16 protein-coding genes and 1 pseudogene are annotated in these 18,242 nt (G+C 37.2%); 10 read left to right on the top strand and 7 right to left on the bottom strand.

Annotated elements, in window-relative coordinates; all coding sequences use genetic code 11:
- Positions 1-207 precede the first annotated feature (207 nt).
- Positions 208-1,434, top strand: coding sequence for a YdgA family protein (locus tag A6E04_RS04735; RefSeq protein ID WP_065610210.1), 1,227 nt, complete (start codon positions 208-210; stop codon positions 1,432-1,434).
- A gap of 24 nt (positions 1,435-1,458) precedes the next feature.
- Here the strand turns inward: A6E04_RS04735 and A6E04_RS04730 are convergent, their stop codons facing one another.
- Positions 1,459-3,147: a hypothetical protein gene (locus A6E04_RS04730; protein ID WP_065610208.1), complete on the bottom strand. Its 1,689-nt coding sequence runs from the start codon at positions 3,145-3,147 to the stop codon at positions 1,459-1,461.
- A gap of 252 nt (positions 3,148-3,399) precedes the next feature.
- Between A6E04_RS04730 and A6E04_RS04725 the strand changes: the two are divergent.
- Positions 3,400-3,867 (top strand): annotated as a pseudogene (locus A6E04_RS04725) (HipA domain-containing protein); the annotation flags it as partial.
- Between the two features lie 328 nt (positions 3,868-4,195).
- Here A6E04_RS04725 and A6E04_RS04720 read toward each other — a convergent pair.
- The 4 genes from A6E04_RS04720 to A6E04_RS20905 all read right to left on the bottom strand — a co-directional run bounded on the left by A6E04_RS04720 (position 4,196) and on the right by A6E04_RS20905 (position 8,957).
- Positions 4,196-5,227, bottom strand: coding sequence for a DNA helicase UvrD (locus tag A6E04_RS04720; protein WP_065610206.1), 1,032 nt, complete (start codon positions 5,225-5,227; stop codon positions 4,196-4,198).
- On the bottom strand, positions 5,212-6,798 hold the full coding sequence (locus tag A6E04_RS04715; protein WP_065610204.1) for an ATP-dependent nuclease: 1,587 nt from the start codon (positions 6,796-6,798) through the stop codon (positions 5,212-5,214). Before A6E04_RS04715 ends, A6E04_RS04720 begins: the two co-directional genes overlap by 16 nt.
- Before the next feature lie 410 nt (positions 6,799-7,208).
- Positions 7,209-8,780, bottom strand: a complete 1,572-nt coding sequence (locus A6E04_RS04710) for a cryptochrome/photolyase family protein (RefSeq protein WP_065610202.1) — start codon at positions 8,778-8,780, stop codon at positions 7,209-7,211.
- A 9-nt stretch (positions 8,781-8,789) separates the two neighbouring features.
- On the bottom strand, positions 8,790-8,957 hold the full coding sequence (locus A6E04_RS20905; protein WP_083198907.1) for a DUF2256 domain-containing protein: 168 nt from the start codon (positions 8,955-8,957) through the stop codon (positions 8,790-8,792).
- A gap of 401 nt (positions 8,958-9,358) precedes the next feature.
- On the opposite strand from A6E04_RS20905, the gene A6E04_RS04705 reads away from it, so the two are divergent.
- The 4 genes from A6E04_RS04705 to A6E04_RS04690 all read left to right on the top strand — a co-directional run bounded on the left by A6E04_RS04705 (position 9,359) and on the right by A6E04_RS04690 (position 12,232).
- Positions 9,359-10,036: a glutathione S-transferase family protein gene (locus A6E04_RS04705; protein ID WP_065610200.1), complete on the top strand. Its 678-nt coding sequence runs from the start codon at positions 9,359-9,361 to the stop codon at positions 10,034-10,036.
- 119 nt (positions 10,037-10,155) lie between these two features.
- Positions 10,156-11,283 (top strand): zinc-binding dehydrogenase, encoded by a 1,128-nt coding sequence (locus A6E04_RS04700; RefSeq protein WP_065610197.1) that lies wholly within the window; start codon positions 10,156-10,158, stop codon positions 11,281-11,283.
- A gap of 167 nt (positions 11,284-11,450) precedes the next feature.
- On the top strand, positions 11,451-11,726 hold the full coding sequence (locus tag A6E04_RS04695) for a DUF3081 domain-containing protein (protein WP_065610195.1): 276 nt from the start codon (positions 11,451-11,453) through the stop codon (positions 11,724-11,726).
- A 23-nt stretch (positions 11,727-11,749) separates the two neighbouring features.
- On the top strand, positions 11,750-12,232 hold the full coding sequence (locus A6E04_RS04690; RefSeq protein ID WP_065610193.1) for a CIA30 family protein: 483 nt from the start codon (positions 11,750-11,752) through the stop codon (positions 12,230-12,232).
- Between the two features lie 83 nt (positions 12,233-12,315).
- Here the strand turns inward: A6E04_RS04690 and A6E04_RS04685 are convergent, their stop codons facing one another.
- Both A6E04_RS04685 and A6E04_RS04680 read right to left on the bottom strand, forming a co-directional pair.
- A complete protein-coding gene (locus tag A6E04_RS04685) occupies positions 12,316-12,987 on the bottom strand; it encodes a hypothetical protein (RefSeq protein ID WP_065610191.1) in 672 nt (223 codons plus the stop codon).
- A 61-nt stretch (positions 12,988-13,048) separates the two neighbouring features.
- The gene (locus A6E04_RS04680) at positions 13,049-14,110 is read right to left on the bottom strand and encodes a helix-turn-helix domain-containing protein (RefSeq protein ID WP_065610189.1); all 1,062 of its coding nucleotides are present in this window, start codon (positions 14,108-14,110) and stop codon (positions 13,049-13,051) included.
- A gap of 184 nt (positions 14,111-14,294) precedes the next feature.
- Here A6E04_RS04680 and A6E04_RS04675 point away from each other — a divergent pair, with 184 nt between their 5' ends.
- From A6E04_RS04675 to dnaK, 4 genes are all read left to right on the top strand, one after another.
- Complete coding sequence (locus A6E04_RS04675; protein ID WP_023603385.1) at positions 14,295-14,630, top strand: DUF805 domain-containing protein; 336 nt, start codon at positions 14,295-14,297, stop codon at positions 14,628-14,630.
- Entirely contained in the window at positions 14,627-15,109 is a 483-nt protein-coding gene (locus tag A6E04_RS04670; RefSeq protein WP_023603386.1) for a hypothetical protein, read from the top strand. Before A6E04_RS04675 ends, A6E04_RS04670 begins: the two co-directional genes overlap by 4 nt.
- Before the next feature lie 483 nt (positions 15,110-15,592).
- Complete coding sequence (locus tag A6E04_RS04665; protein ID WP_012550292.1) at positions 15,593-16,012, top strand: Hsp20 family protein; 420 nt, start codon at positions 15,593-15,595, stop codon at positions 16,010-16,012.
- Positions 16,013-16,226: 214 nt separating this feature from the next.
- Complete coding sequence (dnaK, locus tag A6E04_RS04660) at positions 16,227-18,125, top strand: molecular chaperone DnaK (protein ID WP_065610187.1); 1,899 nt, start codon at positions 16,227-16,229, stop codon at positions 18,123-18,125.
- The last annotated feature ends 117 nt before the right edge of the window (positions 18,126-18,242 follow it).

Below are 18,242 nucleotides of genomic sequence, written 5' to 3'. Positions count from 1 at the left end.
CTGCATCCATTTTTTTATTTAAACTCTTTAACTAAACACCATAAGAAAGACACGAAATATGTGGCACACAAAAACCACCTTTAACATCTTGAATCAATAACTTACACTAATTACCATTGCATTTATAACGTGATTATTTTTACTTTATATATATACTAAGCGAATGAGTAAAAGCTCATTTCAAATAATTAATAATAAGGATTTAACATGAATAAGGTGTTAGTTGCTAGCGGCATATCATTAGCTTTATTAGGTGGCGCTTTTGCTGCCAATAACTATATGATTGAAAAAGTAGGTCAAGAGATTCCAATTCAAGCTTTAAATGCTTTAGAGAGTATTGACCCACAATTACTACAAGTTCAACGTGTTTCTAGCCAAGTTAATGGGAAAGAAATAAAAGAAGAATACTCTTTTTACTTTATTATCGATGGTAAGCGCCAACAAAAGCTTCCCCTCCTCGTGACTCATAATGCTAAAATTGGCCTTTTTGGTTCAAATGTTAACGGGACACTTTCATTACCGAAAGATAAAGGTTTAGCTGCTGAATTTATAAAAGAAGCTACTACCTTCAATGAAAATATTACCTACACATTCTCAACAACTACTCAAAAACTTGATTTGAATGCTGATATTCAACTAGGCGCAATTCAATCACGTAGAGAAACAATTAATATTGGTAAGCTTTCAGTTAATCTAATTGCAGATTCCAAAGAACAAGTTCTTAAAGCTAATTTACCGACAATAAGTCTGGGAGATAACTTTTTTGCACTGAATATGAAAGGTATAAATCTTACACTACTTGATAACATTGAAGCTAATAACAGCTCTATCGATTTTAATCTTGGTGATTTAAACTTTCAAAACACTCGTTCAAAAGAAGGTGTAAGGCTATCAGATAGCAATCTGACAATAAATCTTGTTGAAAATGAAACCGGAGCAAATTTTTCAACTAACATTGATATACAAAAAGTATCACTTCAAGCGAAGCAATTCGCAACACCTGATTTAAGTTTTAATTTCAAAACAGCAATTGAAGGTATCCAACTAGAACTGCTAGAAGAATTAGGAGATCTTTCGTTACATTCAAAAAATAACAATTCCAACAAACAACAACAAGAAATAATACAACAACTTTTTGAAGCCGGTATCAATGCAAAAGAACTTTCATTATCAATTAACGAATCAAGCATAAACGGAAATATTCAACTCAAACCTGCTAATTATAATAATATACCTAAATACGAAGTTGATGATGCTGTAATTCGCAATATTTATTCTCAAATTGATATTATTGTAGATCCAAATACTATTGCAAATATCTCACCATTAAAAAGCGTTGTAGATAGATACTTTAATGCCGAGCCAAATGGTAATTTTAGCGCTTCCTTTGAATTATCTAATGGCCAACCAATGCTTAATGGCATGCCTCTTTAATTCCATTTAATTTCAACGGGATAACTATATCCCGTTGTTATATTTACGGTATTTCTGCGGGAAGTTTAATAAGCTCTTACGAGAAGAATTATCACATCGGTATATATGAACAGCTTTATCTATAAAATTTTTAGTAATAATCTCTCCAACAAACCCATCACACTTACCGCATGTAGGACACTCAGTATTTTTATGGTTCTCAAATTCAGAGGTAATAAAAAAACAATTTTGGCATCTAATGCCCTTGCCTTCATGATGATAAAAAACAAATTCATCCGCTTTAATCATCTCTGCAGCCCTTTGATTCTGTTGGTCTTTTGTTATTTGATTTCTCCTGATAATTAAATTTACTCTATCTTGTTCACGTTTTCTCTCCTGATCCTTCAATTTTTCATATGCTTGTTGTTTAATTTTCATTCGCAAAAAGTATTGTTTAAGAGAGTTATCCTTTAAGAAAAAAACATTTTTTTCATTAGTCCTACTTAGTAAATCATTCGTCTCTAAAAACTCTAAGTATTTAATAATAGGAGAATATGGTGACTCTATTTTTTTATTTTCTTCCCAATCTAAATACCATGCTCCTTTCCAATTTTTGGTTGAGCCATTCTCAACGGCTTTTTCTTTTGCTTTATACTGGGCTATATTCAAACGTCGCATATTTAGATTTAATTGAGCATGCTTTTCAATAAATTTCTTTAGTGTATTAGCATTAATTCCTTCATTTATATCAAATTGAAACAAGCGAGTAAGTAAAAGAGCCTGCCAGTGATCACGACAAGATTCAAATATCCAATCTCCTTTAACTGAAAATCCAATTAATTCACCGCATTCATCCAGATTAACCCAATCTAAGAAATATGGTTTCAACTCTCGTTTTTGTAATTCATAAGCTTTAATCCAACTAGCATTAACATTCGATAACCAATCTAACTCCTCTTTTAACTCTTCTCTATAACGTAGTTTCGCTTTATCTCTGTTTTCTAGCCATAATTCTTTTCGTTTACTTTCAATCAATTTATTGCGTTCATCAGCATCTAACTGAGCTTTAATTAATTTGTTTTTTTTAATTTGCTCTTCTTTCAGTTTATTTAATTCTGCGTTAACTTCATTCATTGCCTTAGGGTGATGAATCCACTTTACATTATTAGGATTGAAGACAGCTTTTTTAATTTCTTCATCAGAAAATAACTGTATATTGTTATGTAAATCAGAAAGAATAATCTCTATTGCTGGTTTATCAGCAGCTTGTATAGCCTCAACTTTTTCTTCATTATTTTCATGAGTAACTGTTATTTCAATAAACAATTCTCTACTTTTCAATGTGGCAAAAGAGTCAATCCTATATCGTTGCCATACGTATTCATTTTGAACTAAATCTAAATTCACTTTTCTTGTTGGCTTAAATATTGTTTTTCCTTTTAATATAGAGTTATCTAAAAGAATTACCTCTGGTGTGAAAGAAAACTCTGGTAGAACAATATATTTTTTTGATTCAATGAGTTGTTGAGCATACCTATGAAGATAACTCATGACTTGATAGTCAGAACATTCTGTTCCTGAATGATGTGAAAAATGCGCACATTTATGTTGCCCTTGGTTTTTAGCAATCAATGGGTGATAGCAATTTGGGCAGACACAACCACAATTTAAACCATTAGGAACATCCTGAACGTGATAGATTTTATTATTTTTTAAACCAAATGGTACACGCATGACAACTACCTTTATAAATTCTTACTCCAGTTATACTCTATTCATTACTTTCTTCTAAAAATAAATAATTAAAATATGTCGCTATCATCGTATTTTTTACTTAAATTATTCAATAAATATATAAACTTAAGCTGCATTCATTTTGTATTTGAGTATCACTTTATCCCCGACAAGGGATAATACCCACTTTATCCCCGATCGGGGATATCGCAAATATGATAGAGGCATAGGGATTTATAATCCGAAACAATTAGTCAATCATTCAAAAATCATGATTTTTTCATGCGATTTCAGGTATTTCAATGGTTAATTGGTGCAACAGATGGACACGCAAAAAACTTTTCCATTTTTATTAATGCACAAGGCAGTTATCACCTTACGCCCTTTTATGACATTTTATCCGCCTACCCAATCTTAGGTGGTAAAGGGATGAATATTCGCTCATTAAAACTGGCAATGGGATTAACAGCATCAAAAAGAAAGAAATACCCTATTGATAAAATATACACTCGTCATTTTCTTGATACGGCTAAATCTGTTGGATTTGATACTGCGAGAATGGAAGAGATAATGAAAGAATTTGCGATAGATATGCCTAAGGCTATTAAGGAAGTAGAAGCAGAATTACCAAACGGTTTTCCAAAGAGTATCTCTGACAGCATATTTAGTAATGCATTGAGAATGATAAAGAAGATCCGCTTGAGTAATGATTTGCGGTAACGATGATTTAAGAGATATCTTTACTCGATAATCAGAGAATATCTGGAATGAATATGGCTGTTCTACTGAATGGGAGCTTCTTTACTGCACATTTAGAGGATATTATTTGAGGCAAAAGCTAAAAATTTCTTTATAGCTTTGAGTGATTAAAAAATGGATGCAAGTATTAACTGCATCCATTTTTCTAGTTAGGTAACTTGTTTTTGGACAGAAATTGGCTAGAGTATTAGCCCTATTCAGCCTGATAGATATTAGGAAAAATAAGGGTCTATTCGAATTTCAAACATCGCCTTGAAAATTTTCCTCTGGAGGCATAACTGCTTAATAATCAACACTTACAATCTGATAAAAGACGTTCTGGTATTAAATAAAGATTTCGCTTTGCTCTTGTACAAGCAACATAAAGTTTATTTTTTGTCTGTGGAGGAAGTTCTCGTAGCTTACCCTTAGAGTATTTATTCAAGGTATTTGGATTCAAAACCACACAGACATCTTCGTAATGATCCTCACCTTTTGTTGCTCCCCAATTTTCAGTAAATCCTTTATATTTATAGCTTGCTTGATAGAACAATTTTACAGTTTTAGGACAAGTGAAAAGCTCTTTAGCTCGTTCCTTGCTGTTTATGTATTCCACATTTGTAACATCTTCTCTGTGTGAAAAAAGCATTATCCCTATGTTATTCGAAACGAAATCACATGTATTTGCACTACAACGATAGCTACGGGAGAGAGTATCTGTATCAACCGTGTATCCAGCTTTGATAAATCTTTGCTTGTATTTCTCATAACTGTCGTGCAACGTCTTGTTTGTTAAACCATCTCTACTGGTATCAAAAGTGTGCTGATAGAAATCACCAACCAATAGCTGATTTACATTTGCATTCGCAATCTGAAGCAAAAAATTAAAATCATGCCCAGCAAAGTCTTGAACTTCATCAATACAAACACTATCGAAATATTTTTCCACCCTAGATATGATCTCATCAACAACTTTATATTGCTCGAACATCTTAGCTATACGGTTATGGTAAAGCCTCTCGTTTTGGTCAATATAATAGCATCTATCGTTTCTTTTTAAGCGCAGCGTGAATTGAGGCGGCATATCCCAGTTTATACCCTTAACTTTTGCTGCATTACCTAATATTGGTTTAAAGCAGAATGAATATATGAAAGTGAAATAGGTATACACCTTAATCCCGTTCGGAACGTACCCAAACTTAGTTGATATTCGACTCTTTAGGTTTTTAAAATTATTTTCAGTATAAGTTATGATAAGAGTGCGCGACTTCTCATTTAAAGTATCAATAACATGGCTGGTCTTACCAGAACCAGCTACTGCAAAAATTACTTGTTTATCCATATAAACGCCTTAGCAATGTAATCGGGTGAAACTAATTCCTCAGCTTTGTTATCAAGTAGCTCAAAGGCCACATCTGCTTTATGGCTTAACATGAATTCTGTAAGTGTCGTTTTTTCGTCTTTCTTAGGTTTTTTTCTCAACTTTTTCGTAAACAATTCATCGCAAATGTTGGGATTTGCAACTAGCATACATAGTTCGAATGTCCAATTTTTGTCATCGTCATCACAGAATACTTGCATATTATCAAAGATATAATCAGTAAAACTATCAATACAATTTGTCTGCTTATCACCGTCATTATCTCTGATAACTGCGACTTTAATATCAAGCAACTTTGCAATATCAAGATAACGCTTGAAGCTTGTTCCACCAACTGAAATGATATGCACGGCGTCCTGTTCAGGTGTTGAGCCTGTAGTATTTTTATATAGCTGCTCAATGAGCATGTACTCAGCATCACCCTCAACCAGAATAACTTTGGGTGACATCACAAATTCCAGAACATTATTGTCAGGTGCTTTCATAAAGAATCTAGCTGTATCTCTAGGCAGATCTTTTAGCAAAAGTGGATCAGTTGAAGAACTATTCATAAAAACTGTTCTTCGAAGATCTAATCTTGTACTAATCAAACTGCTATGAGTAGCAATAAAGATTTGTTTTGCCTCGGATTCAGAAATTCGATCTACCAGCTTCTTCATATTGGTATGACTGAGGTGATTCTCAGGTTCTTCCAATAGGAGAACATCAAGATCTTGTCCTTGGTTATTTTGCTGCAACGCAAATTCAGTCTTAATAAAACACTGCCGTCCTTTGCCTTTGTTGTCGAGTGGAACATCATCTTCTGTAATGGTTAAATCCGTTTCTAGATTAGACTTTGTTCCTGTTCTAATCGCAAATTGATAGTTCTTTAGACTGTCATTAATAGGTTTTAAGTTATTCTCTTTAAAGTTAGCTTTCTGCTGGCGATAGTCATTTTGCAATCCGATCCGTTGTGGTTGCTCAACATGTGATTCGTAAACAGTCTTTACATACTCTCTAGTAGCATACTCATTATTTATTTGTGAACTATCAAGTGTTAGGTATTTCAGGAACTTACGATAGCCAGTATATGCTTCGCCAGCAAAAGTAATAAATTTAATAGAATAGTATTCAAAAGGGAAATTAGCTTCAGGTTGAGCTAGTACTTGTGCAATTTCATAACTGAGATCTTCATTTGGTTCACAGATAAGCTGAAGCCCATCTGCCGTAACTCCATCTATATTGTTTTTACCATTTAATGATGGGTTATCTTGTTCATTAAGGTGTAATTCGGCAATGAGGACTGGTAAGTTTTCAATTTTTTTATCACTAACTAAAAATCCTTGCACAATGCTCGTGTTAAATAGAGTTTCAAGCCCTGAAGTTTCAACTTTGCTCTTGCTCCCACTAAGCACTAATTCGATAGCCGTGAGAATAGTACTCTTTCCTGCTTCGTTATCTCCTATTAAGAGGTTGAGTTCGGGATCTAAATCTAAGCTAAACTCCTTATATTTTTTGAAATTACGCAATTGAATTTTAGTTATCGTTTTCATATTAATATTTATGATTAAAAATTTGAGTAATTATACTTGGCTTTAGCATTCAAATTCATGAACTTGGTAGCACTTTATGACCATTAAATATAAATCACATATAAAACATAAGAGCGGATTTTTAATTAAGAACACAAAGCTAGATACATAACAAAAACTAATCCAAAATCACGTTAATGCGATATGAATGAGTATTTACTCTGAATGATAATGGGGCACTCACTCCCAAGGGTTTTTTCGTTTAAATAGCTTTTTTATGCCTTTTAAAGCTGCAAGATCTGGAGCTGAATTTAAAGCAGTAACAAACTTTTCGTATTCGTCATCACTTAGCGTGCTGTTAGAGCGAATATGCTGAAACAAACTTCGAGGCAAAAACAAATTACATTCCTCAAAGTTTTAATGAATAAAACCTACAGCCCCTCAATATCCAATAACAACAGTTTCGCTTTATCTAAAATAGCTTGTTGTTGCTCTGCTGATTTTTTCTTCCAATTCGCATAGACCATTCTGGTGCGGGGATTATTATTAAACTGCTCAATGTGTGTATGCATAAAGTGCCAATATAGCGCATTTAGTGGGCACGCTGTCTCTTCACTCACCTGCTTCACGTTATAGTGACAATCTGAGCAATAGTCGCTCATTTTATTCACGTAGTTACCACTGGCTGCGTAAGCCTTAGAAGCAACAATGCCGCCATCTGCAAACTGGCTCATTCCACGCGTATTTGGCATTTCTACCCATTCAATCGCATCAATATAAATCCCTAAATACCACTCGTCTACTTCATCAGGTTTAATGCCTGTTAATAAACAAAAGTTACCGGTAATCATTAACCGTTGAATATGGTGTGCATAGGCAAAATCAAGTGATTGTTTAATCGCATGGTGCATACAATTCATTTTTGTATTACCTGTCCAAAACCAACTTGGTAATGACAATGAAGCGCCGAGCTTATTCAAGTTTTGATAGGTTGGCATATTTCGCCAGTAGATCCCGCGAACAAACTCTCTCCAACCTAATATCTGACGCACAAAGCCTTCAATCTGTGCAATATTAATATCATCAGGTCGTTGGTTAAATTCCATAATGGCAGCATCTATCACTTGCCTAGGACTGAGAATTTTTGCGTTTAATGCGAAAGATAAACGGCTGTGGAACAAACTCCATTGCTTTTGAGTGAGCATATCATCAAGCTTGCACGTCATCGCATCTTGAAATTGGCCAAACAATGGCAAACAATAACGACAGAAGAATGCCAACAGTTCACTCGCTTGCTGCCGATTCACAGGCCACAATAATTGTTTATCTGCTTGGCCTATCGTCTCAATATTATGTCGTTCTAAACGCTCAAGAATATCAGTGACATCATTCGCAAATAATAAAGGCGTAGGCACACTATCAAATTCAGTACGCTTTAATTTATTTTGATTTGCACTGTCAAAATTCCACTTCCCTGCAACGGGTTCTCCCTCTTCCATCAGTATATTAAAGCGCTTTCTCATCTTACGGTAAAAGGGTTCCATGCGATGATGATGGTTCGGCTTAAACTCTTTTTCAATTTGCGCTTCAGAGAGAAAGAAGTGCTCGCTTTCATAAACTTGAGAAGATATCGATAGCGACAAGCAATATTTATCGAGCATGTTACGTAAACGATATTCATCAGGGAGCTGATATTCAAAGTGAGTAATTTGATGCTCAGTAATAAGATAATTTAATAGATCGTCTATTTTTTCAAATCGCTCAGTATCATCTAAGGTTAACTGTATTACCCGATGCCCCGCGCTTTCTAACGCTGTTGCAAATTGCGCCATTGCAGCAAAAAAAGCGCACACCTTTTGAACATGGTGTTTTACGTAGACAGCCTCTTGATGCATTTCAGCAATGACGTAGAGTGTTTGTGGATCGGTTTGGCTAAACCAAGAGTGACTGGCATTTAATTGGTCACCTAAAATGAGTCGTAAACGGTAAGGGGTGGCGTTCATAATCATCCTTTAACTTAAATTATTGGTGGTGATCTCTTTTTTATTCTGATGTCGTAAAGACTGACAACGTTTGGAGCAATATTTAACCATAGGCCAATCTCGCTCCCATTTCTTTCGCCAACTGAACGGCCTTTGACAAACGACACATATCTTTTCTGGTAACTGTGATTTTTTCATCGTTTCCTACTCACCAAACCTATCGTAACAACAACGTTTCACTCTTCTTCGACTTCACTACAGATAGTCGAAATCGTGTACTTTGTGGCTACCCATACTCATCAATATAATTACGTAAAAAGAAGCGTTATGGTTCACAAAACAACCAGAAAAATACCTATTTTATCCACTGATAATAGTTGGTTTAGTCAGTTTTAACGCTCATTTCGACACCGTTTCTTTTATATAGCTCATCAATATTGATCTAAAAAACGGCATTATTCATTTCTCTATTACGATTTATTATTGCTTTAAAAGCAATAGTGATTCACGTTTTACCTTATATATAACCGGATTAAAACAAGTAATAATACGTTTAACTTACACATTGCACCCTTCACGTTAATGATGGAAAACTGATTATGATTACTTTGCACGGTTTTGCCGCTAGTAACTATTACAACCTAGTGAAACATGTACTTCTATACAAGCAACTGCCATTCCAAGAAAACCTCATTTACGGTGGTAGTGATGAGCTATTAACAATCAGTCCTGCGGGAAAAGTACCTGCTATCACAACGCAAGAAGGCCTTCATCTTTCAGAATCGAGTGTTATTTGTGACTTTATAGAAGAGACATTCCCTGCAACTCCGCTATACCCTGAAAATGCAGGCGAACGTGCTGTTGTCCGTCAAATAATGAAAATAGCAGAGCTTTATTTGGAATTACCAAGCAGACGATTTATACCCTATGTATTATCAGGTACTGACGTTCCAGAACCCGTTAAAGCCGAAGTACGCCAAGTATTAACACGTGGAGTCACAGCCTTAAGTCGCTTATGTAAATTCTCCCCTTGGATTGCAGGAGACAAATTAACGATGGCTGATATCTACGTTTATTATGTCAACATCATTGTAAGCACTTTTGGTTCTAGCCAACTTGACTGGGACATACTTGCAGAAGTACCAGGAATGAAAGCATGGAACGATTCTATGAGCCAGTCGATCATTGCTCAAAACGTAGAAGCCGATCGCCAGGCAAACATCCCTGAATTTACCCAAAAGATAAAAGCTCAAATTCAAGCAGAAAAGACTAAATAATACGCAGTGACAAAAACAACCAATACGAAATGTCTACTTGAATTCAGCTACGAACACACTATGGTCAATGCAGCTACCTTATTGACTCAACAAATTTACTTCTTTGCCGGAGAAACCCCATGACAAATACAAATATCCAACTTATTTCAACCATTAGCGAAGACAATAAGCTCACGCTTTCCCTACAAGACATCGACATGCCACAACCTAATGCCGATGAAGTCGTTATTCGCATTGAAGCTGCACCATTAAACCCATCTGATTTAGGCGTTTTATTCAGTGCCGCTGATATGACTACCGCAGAGCAATCAGGTACTTCTCAACATCCTGTGATTACTGCTGATGTTCCGGCTCAATTTATGCCATCGCTTGCAAAACGTGTAGGTAAAGCAATTCCTGTTGGAAATGAAGGCGCAGGAACCGTTATAGCTGCGGGATCATCACCTGCAGCACAAGCGTTAATGGGTAAAACCGTTGCGGTAATTGGCGGCGGAACTTACCGTCAGTTTCTCTGCGCGAATGTGAAAAGCTGCTTAGAACTAAAAGAAGGCACGACAGCGAAAGAAGGTGCCTCGTCTTTTGTTAACCCGCTTACTGCATTAGCAATGGTTGCAACAATGCGTGCAGAAGGTCATAAAGCCATCATCCATGCCGCTGCTGCGTCTAATCTTGGTCAAATGTTAAACCGTATTTGTATTGCCGATGGCGTCGATTTAATTAACATTGTACGTAAAGAAGAACAAGAAACGCTATTACGTGACATGGGCGCAAAGTATGTTGTTAACTCAAGCAGTGAAACTTTCCTTGCTGATTTAACGGCTGCGATTATTGAAACGGGTGCAACGATTGCGTTTGATCCCATTGGTGGCGGTCAATTAACCAGTGATATTCTTAACTGCATGGAAGTTGCTGCGGCTCGTGATATGAAAGAACACAGCGTTTATGGTTCTGCCACTTTCAAACAAGTGTATATTTATGGCGCATTAAACCGTGGCCCTATTACTTTACATCGTAATTTTGGTTTTGCTTGGGGTGTCAATGGATTCTTACTATTCAATGCGTTAGGTAAATTAGGGACGACAACAGCAATGGCAATGCGTAAACGTGTTGCAGATGAAATCACCACCACATTTGCTAGTAACTACACACATGAAGTGTCATTAGCTGAAGTATTACAATTACAATCATTGGCCGCTTATTCTAAACAAGCGACAGGTGAAAAGTACTTAATTACGCCTCAGAAATAGCCTAAATACGTACCTGTAATTTTAAATAGTAATGGATGCCGTTGATTAGACAGCATCCATTTTTTTATTAGTAACCTACATACTCTTGGTGATCTAAATATGGCGATCAATCGTAGTTAGTTTAGAACAACATATTGTTCCAATCACATACGAGACAGGAGTTGCCTATGGACAGCAAACTTACCACGAAAGAATTTCTCAGAGCATTCGATTGTATTCGTTCATCTGGCGACCTACTGGATGATAAATATTTCGTCGGCGAAGTGTATGCGTGGCATGATTATGATGGTTACACCTGCTGGTTAGGCTACAGAGATGTTACCGTCACGCTAATGTTCCATGGCTCACTTAAAATAGAATTCGACAAGTCATCAAACTACTCTGATTTTACTAAACAATGCTTGGCAATGATTACAGCAAATCATTGTGATAAAGAGAGTTAGAGATAAATGGACGAGGAATTCGCATGATTGATTTTACAAAGCCTACAGAGTATCAAAAGTGGTTAGTGGTAAATGACAATGTGATGAGCGGAATTTCCATTGGACGATTCACTTATGCCGGCGAATCAAGTCAATTTCAAGGGGAATTATCGCGAGTCAATAATGGTGGCTTCAGTTCGATAAAACGCTCGCTTGAACCACTACCCAAAGAAGTAAACACTGTAGAACTTGTGGTTGTTGGTGATGGGCGATCCTACCAATTAAGGCTCACAATGTGGAAAGACGGCTCACCCATTCACTACAAACACGAGTTTTCCACCATAAAGGGAAAGCCGCAGAAGAAGGTCTTTAACTTACAAGACTTTCAGGCGGTCTTTAGAGGACGATTACTCAGCGAAGCGCCTGAACTTGCTGCAGACGAGATAAAACAAGTCGGTTTTTTAATTGCGGATAAGCAGACGCAGCCCTTTACGCTGAACTTAGTCCAGATTCAGTTTACAACGTGACAGAAAACTCAGTAAATGAGCTACATCCCTCTTACGCCACACTTAACTCTTACCTTAATCACCCCTAGTATCTGACATTACATTCACGGTTTATCCTGAAAGCCTTCAATGGATACTCTTATACGCTGCTCTACTTTTTCACTTGGTTTCTCTGCCATGCTTTGTTTTTGATCATGCTTAAAATAGGAGACATAAAGGCTCGAAGTCACATCAAACGGTTCATCTGTTTTCAATTCATTCACTTTTATTCTGTCTCCAAGAAAGAAGGTGTCTATTTGCTCAATCTCGCCTGTATTCGTATTTAAGTTAAATAGCCCCAAGTACCAAAATATTCCAGAACCTTGGTTTGAAACAGAAAATGGCGCAGAGAAAACCATCTCATAGCCAATATTACCAAGATGTAAAGGGGTGATGTTATAGTAATCTAAACTGACTAAGCCATGCTCATCACCATCTTGGTATTTCCCTGTAGCAAGGTGAACATCGTCATACTCTCTGAGGTCGGTTAAAGGCGCTTTCGCTTCAGAATCAGAATCAGGCAATTGGATCTGCCAGTAGCGATCGATATCAAAGCTAAATAACATTAGCATGACGTTATTCTCCGGATCTACGTTATTTGTTGTATCAAAAAGAACAACTTGATCATCAGCTTGCACTACATAAATATCATCATTAGTGAAATTAAAACGATAAATCCCAGCCGCTACAACTAACAAAATAACAGTTAAAATCACCAATACTATTTTTCTTGTCATAAATTATCCTTACGTTTTAAAAGTAATATCGGTACAACTATATGAGCAATATTTATAGGCTCTACAGAGCTGAACTTAATGATTTAGAATGATCCAAGTTACTCTTTCTATATTCACTCGGCACCATTCCCGTTATTCTTAAAAATTCACGATTGAAATTAGACTTAGTTTGAAAGCCTGAGTTCATAAATATTTGAGTAATGCTGTCTTGTGATGTAATCAACGAATGCTTGGCATGCTCAATACGATACTCATTAATCAACTTAGAAATATTCTTTTCATGGATTTGGTTAACAGCTATCGAAATCTGTTTAGCTGGCACACCCAATTTACGAGTCAATTTAGAAAGGGTTAATTCAGGGTCAAGGTAAAGTGAATGGCGGCGAATTAAAACATCTAGCATCGATGTAATGTCTTGAGCTCGCACCTTCGTCATGACAGAGGGGTTAACTGTGTCTTCACTGCTTTTCTCTATTTTGACCGATGATGACGCCTCAGAAACTGGCGTATTAATACCTACCACGACAACCGCGACCGATAATACAGGTAAAAGAATCAAGTGTGTGGCTGTGAGTATGTAAACTGAAAACTCACCTTGATTAAACGTAAAATCCAAAGATATAAATGTATCGACCAATGCTGAAAAGATCAGTGTCCATCCAGCAATACACTCCGCCTTCTGAACCGCTTCCCAATTTCCTAATGAAATATTTATCAGTGTTGTTTCTTTCGTCGAAAAACGAATCAGTGCAACTCCATAACCGACATACATTAAGGTTAGGACTTCATCAAGAGGAAGCGCGAACCAAGGCTGAGTAACAGCACTACCAACAACAAATAATGGAACAACAAAATGTTTTATTGACAAAAAACCTTGGTCTCGACTTGTGTGTACAAACGTATACCACGCAACAATAGGAATAATAGACGCCAAAATAAGCGGTACGATACTAAAAACTCCAAGATCAAATGTCCAACGCAAACCGACCATTGCTGTTGTCGCAGAGCATAACCCTAAAAATAAACAAGTGGCTTTCACTTGCTGTGAGAATCGGACATAAAGTGTTATCGCCAATAATCCAATTAGCATAGAGACAATAAACGGAACGGGAATCGCAAGCATATCTGATCCAAAATTAAGAAAGTGGTATGTTATTGAGTATTAGTAAGGATAACTCTATGAAATATAATTCAAACCTAAATATAGACAAATACCAGTTTGAGGGCGCCCTAAAACAGGTTTAAGGACGTTTATTCCTATTATTGATAGCAAAATATACCTCTAATTAATTACAGAGGTTACATTTATGCAGTTCTATTTTCTCGCGTGGAAACAAAGCTTACACTTTTCGGGACGTTCATCTAAAAAAGCATTCTGGCTCTTTATACTAATTCATACATTCGTGACTATTGGCTGTATTGTGGCAGATATTATGATGGATATGACCACTTGGTTTGATGCCATTTATGGTGTTATCAGTTTCATTCCGATGCTTTCAGCCATTGTTCGTCGACTACACGATATCAATAAGTCTGGTTATTGGGGATTTATCTTTTTTATTCCGATAATCGGCCAGTTTTGGTTGCTGTATTTATTGGCCCAATCGAGTAATAGCCTCGAAAATGAGGCGGGGTTTGCATGAAGAAGAGACTATGTATTAATCTGTTCTTTTCCTTCTTTATCTCAATATTCAGTTATCCCTCAATAGCATCACCGTCAGAGACGCTTGGAACTCTCACTGTCGATAATATGATGCAAGGAGAATTCCTTTGGCTTAAAGGCAGAGTCGGAGAAGGTCGCTATACTTTCATTCACCAAGACAAAAGAACGTGTACCATTAACGTTGCCGTTGCCGTAGGCAGTATTTCAGAGTCCAATTTAGGCATTAGTGAAACGAAAGGATTAACTATCGTTGTTGTAAGCCAGCAACTTAATGACGCCCTTATACAAGGGAAACGTATAACCAGTGAAGATTGGCATCTCACAACACAAAAAAACGATGATAGCATCGATGGCCTGATTATCAATGGAGTCGCACCGAAAGAGGGCTTTGTTCTAAACTCAAAGAGAAGATGGATCTCTTGGTTTATGGGGGATAAAAACAGTCCAGTTTGTCGTTAATCTTAATGCTCTTTTAAAGCGTTGGTATTTAAAACACACAGATAAAATGACTTACTTGAGTTAGGCGTATGAATCATAATATTTTTTATTTAGTCATGACGTCAACTAAATCACAAACGGGCCTATTCAAGTCCCGTTTTCTACTTATAAATACCTCTTCCTACCCTGCCCTCCGCCCTTCATCGATAATTTACTTTGAAATAATCATTAAATTTTCTAATCTAAGTATTGACACCCAAACTTCGGAAGCATATATTAATTACATGAATTGCCATTTGGAGTTCATTGATAACAGGTTCGCCTTATACAGGGAACAAAACGTTATCAGATTGAAACACTCATACTGATAAAACAGAGATGAGGTTTCTACAATTTAACTGTTGAACCATATGTCATTAATGAGTCATATACAGACTCTGAATATGTGTTCTTTCTCTTCGCTTAGTGCGTCGAGAACTATTGCTTATTTAAAAGGATAGTATTATGCGTAATATCGATTTCTCTCCCCTATACCGTCATGCCATTGGTTTTGATCGCCTGTTTAACCTTGTAGAGAACAGCGCTAACAAACCATCTCAAAGTGGTTACCCACCCTATAACATCGAACAGAAAGACGAGAACAACTACCGTATTACAATGGCTGTTGCTGGTTTCTCTGAAGATTCGTTAACGATTTCTCAAAATGAACATATGCTGATTGTGTCAGGTGAAATTACCTCATCTGAAATAAAACCCACTTACGTCTATCAAGGCATTGCAGAGCGCAACTTTGAACGAAAATTTCAACTTGCTGATTATATGACTGTTTCTGCCGCAAGCATGGAAAATGGATTGCTTCATATCGATCTTGTTCGAGAAGTTCCAGAGCCGATGCAAGCACGTAAGATTTCAATCAACAAATAACACCTATTTCCGTTAATCGTAGGCAGTAATAACGCATTGTATTTACAATTAAAAATACAGCCCTCACCTATTGATTAACGCTAATTAGCATCATCATATTTCATTGAGAATAGCGTAACCCCGTAAATACACACTCGGTTTACGTTTATTAAAAACATCAAATTTAAATTATTTGCATTAAAATAACTAATGCGAATCAAAAGGAAAAATTATTATGGGTAAAATCATTGGTATCGACCTAGGTACAACGAATTCTTGTGTTGCGGTTTTAGATGGCGACACTCCACGTATCTTAGAAAATGCGGAAGGCGAACGCACAACTGCATCGGTAGTTGCCTACACAGATGGCGAAACACTTGTAGGCCAACCTGCAAAACGTCAAGCCATTACTAATCCACAAAATACATTATTTGCGATTAAGCGTCTTATCGGTCGTCGTTTTGAAGACGAAGAAGTACAACGCGATATCGAAATCATGCCGTACAAAATCGTTAAAGCTGATAACGGTGATGCTTGGGTTGAAGCGCGAGGCCAAAAAATGGCGGCTCCTCAAGTGTCTGCTGAAATTCTGAAGAAAATGAAGAAAACAGCCGAAGATTTCCTAGGTGAAGAAGTCACTGGTGCCGTAATAACGGTTCCTGCTTACTTTAACGATGCTCAGCGTCAAGCAACGAAAGATGCAGGTCGTATTGCCGGTCTTGAAGTGAAACGTATCATCAATGAACCAACAGCAGCAGCATTAGCTTACGGTCTAGACAAAAAAGGCGGAGATCGCACTATCGCGGTATACGACCTTGGTGGTGGTACCTTCGATATTTCAATTATTGAAATCGATAATGTTGATGGCGAGCAAACTTTCGAAGTGTTAGCGACAAACGGCGATACTCACCTAGGTGGTGAAGATTTCGATAACCGTATGATCAATTTCTTAGTTGACGAGTTCAAAAAAGAACAAGGTATCAACCTTAAAACTGATCCGCTGGCTATGCAACGAGTGAAAGAAGCGGCAGAAAAAGCGAAGATTGAATTGTCTTCAGCTCAACAAACGGACGTAAACCTTCCTTATGTTACGGCTGATGCAACGGGTCCTAAGCACATGAATGTTAAAGTGACTCGTGCAAAACTCGAATCTCTAGTTGAAGACTTAGTGGTTCGTACGCTTGAACCGCTAAAAGTGGCTCTAGCAGATGCGGGTTTATCAATCGATGGGATCACTGATGTTATTCTCGTTGGCGGGCAAACACGTATGCCTATGGTTCAAGCTAAAGTGGCTGAATTCTTTGGTAAAGAAGCGCGTCGTGATGTAAACCCTGATGAAGCCGTCGCAATGGGTGCAGCCGTTCAAGCTGGCGTATTGTCTGGTGATGTTAAGGATGTACTTCTTCTAGATGTAACTCCTCTGTCTTTCGGTATCGAAACGATGGGTGGTGTTATGACGAAGCTTATTGAGAAAAACACAACGATCCCAACGAAAGCGGATCAAACGTTCTCAACGGCTGAAGATAACCAAAGTGCGGTAACTATTCACGTACTTCAAGGTGAGCGTAAGCAGGCGACCTACAACAAATCTCTGGGTCAATTTAACCTAGAAGGGATCCAAGCAGCACCGCGTGGCATGGCACAAATCGAAGTCACTTTCGATCTAGATGCAGATGGTATCTTAAACGTATCAGCAAAAGATAAAACAACGGGTAAAGAACAAAAGATCACTATCCAAGCGTCTGGCGGTCTAACACCTGAAGAAATCGAAGCAATGGTACAAGAAGCCGAAGCGAATAAAGACGCGGACAAAAAGTTCGAAGAATTAGTTGTTGCTCGCAACCAAGCGGATCAGATGATCCACGGTACTAAGAAACAAGTTGAAGAAGCAGGCGATGCACTTCCAGCTGACGAGAAAGAAAAAATCGACGCGGCAATCAAAGCACTAGAAAGCGTTAAATCTGGTGATGATAAAGACGCAATCGATACGAAAACTCAAGAGCTAGGTCAAGCAGCACAAAAGCTAATGGAAATCGCTCAGCAAAAAGCCCAAGCACAACAAAGTGCTGACGCAGGAGCACAACCCAAGCAAGAAGATGATGTCATTGATGCTGAGTTTGAAGAGGTAAAATAATACCTTAACTCAACATAAAGGCTCACTAAACAAGAAGTGAATTTAGGGCGTATAGAGGAAACTCATACGCCCTTTTTCTTACCGCTCAACCTACTCTCCCCACAAAAAACGCCTACA

Origin of the sequence: Aliivibrio logei (genome assembly GCF_001691055.1) — a bacterium.
Classification (GTDB): domain Bacteria; phylum Pseudomonadota; class Gammaproteobacteria; order Enterobacterales; family Vibrionaceae; genus Aliivibrio; species Aliivibrio salmonicida.
The sequence above is the reverse complement of the archived record's forward strand: the minus strand, read 5'-3'. Positions and strand labels throughout refer to the sequence as shown.

Bases quoted from the DNA above. Each gene is read 5' to 3' on its own strand.
- A6E04_RS04735 (WP_065610210.1), top strand. From the start codon at position 208: ATGAATAAGGTGTTAGTTGCTAGCGGCATATCATTAGCTTTATTAGGT.
- A6E04_RS04730 (WP_065610208.1), bottom strand. From the start codon at position 3,147: ATGCGTGTACCATTTGGTTTAAAAAATAATAAAATCTATCACGTTCAG.
- A6E04_RS04720 (WP_065610206.1), bottom strand. From the start codon at position 5,227: ATGGATAAACAAGTAATTTTTGCAGTAGCTGGTTCTGGTAAGACCAGC.
- A6E04_RS04715 (WP_065610204.1), bottom strand. From the start codon at position 6,798: ATGAAAACGATAACTAAAATTCAATTGCGTAATTTCAAAAAATATAAG.
- A6E04_RS04710 (WP_065610202.1), bottom strand. From the start codon at position 8,780: ATGAACGCCACCCCTTACCGTTTACGACTCATTTTAGGTGACCAATTA.
- A6E04_RS20905 (WP_083198907.1), bottom strand. From the start codon at position 8,957: ATGAAAAAATCACAGTTACCAGAAAAGATATGTGTCGTTTGTCAAAGG.
- A6E04_RS04705 (WP_065610200.1), top strand. From the start codon at position 9,359: ATGATTACTTTGCACGGTTTTGCCGCTAGTAACTATTACAACCTAGTG.
- A6E04_RS04700 (WP_065610197.1), top strand. From the start codon at position 10,156: ATGACAAATACAAATATCCAACTTATTTCAACCATTAGCGAAGACAAT.
- A6E04_RS04695 (WP_065610195.1), top strand. From the start codon at position 11,451: ATGGACAGCAAACTTACCACGAAAGAATTTCTCAGAGCATTCGATTGT.
- A6E04_RS04690 (WP_065610193.1), top strand. From the start codon at position 11,750: ATGATTGATTTTACAAAGCCTACAGAGTATCAAAAGTGGTTAGTGGTA.
- A6E04_RS04685 (WP_065610191.1), bottom strand. From the start codon at position 12,987: ATGACAAGAAAAATAGTATTGGTGATTTTAACTGTTATTTTGTTAGTT.
- A6E04_RS04680 (WP_065610189.1), bottom strand. From the start codon at position 14,110: ATGCTTGCGATTCCCGTTCCGTTTATTGTCTCTATGCTAATTGGATTA.
- A6E04_RS04675 (WP_023603385.1), top strand. From the start codon at position 14,295: ATGCAGTTCTATTTTCTCGCGTGGAAACAAAGCTTACACTTTTCGGGA.
- A6E04_RS04670 (WP_023603386.1), top strand. From the start codon at position 14,627: ATGAAGAAGAGACTATGTATTAATCTGTTCTTTTCCTTCTTTATCTCA.
- A6E04_RS04665 (WP_012550292.1), top strand. From the start codon at position 15,593: ATGCGTAATATCGATTTCTCTCCCCTATACCGTCATGCCATTGGTTTT.
- dnaK (WP_065610187.1), top strand. From the start codon at position 16,227: ATGGGTAAAATCATTGGTATCGACCTAGGTACAACGAATTCTTGTGTT.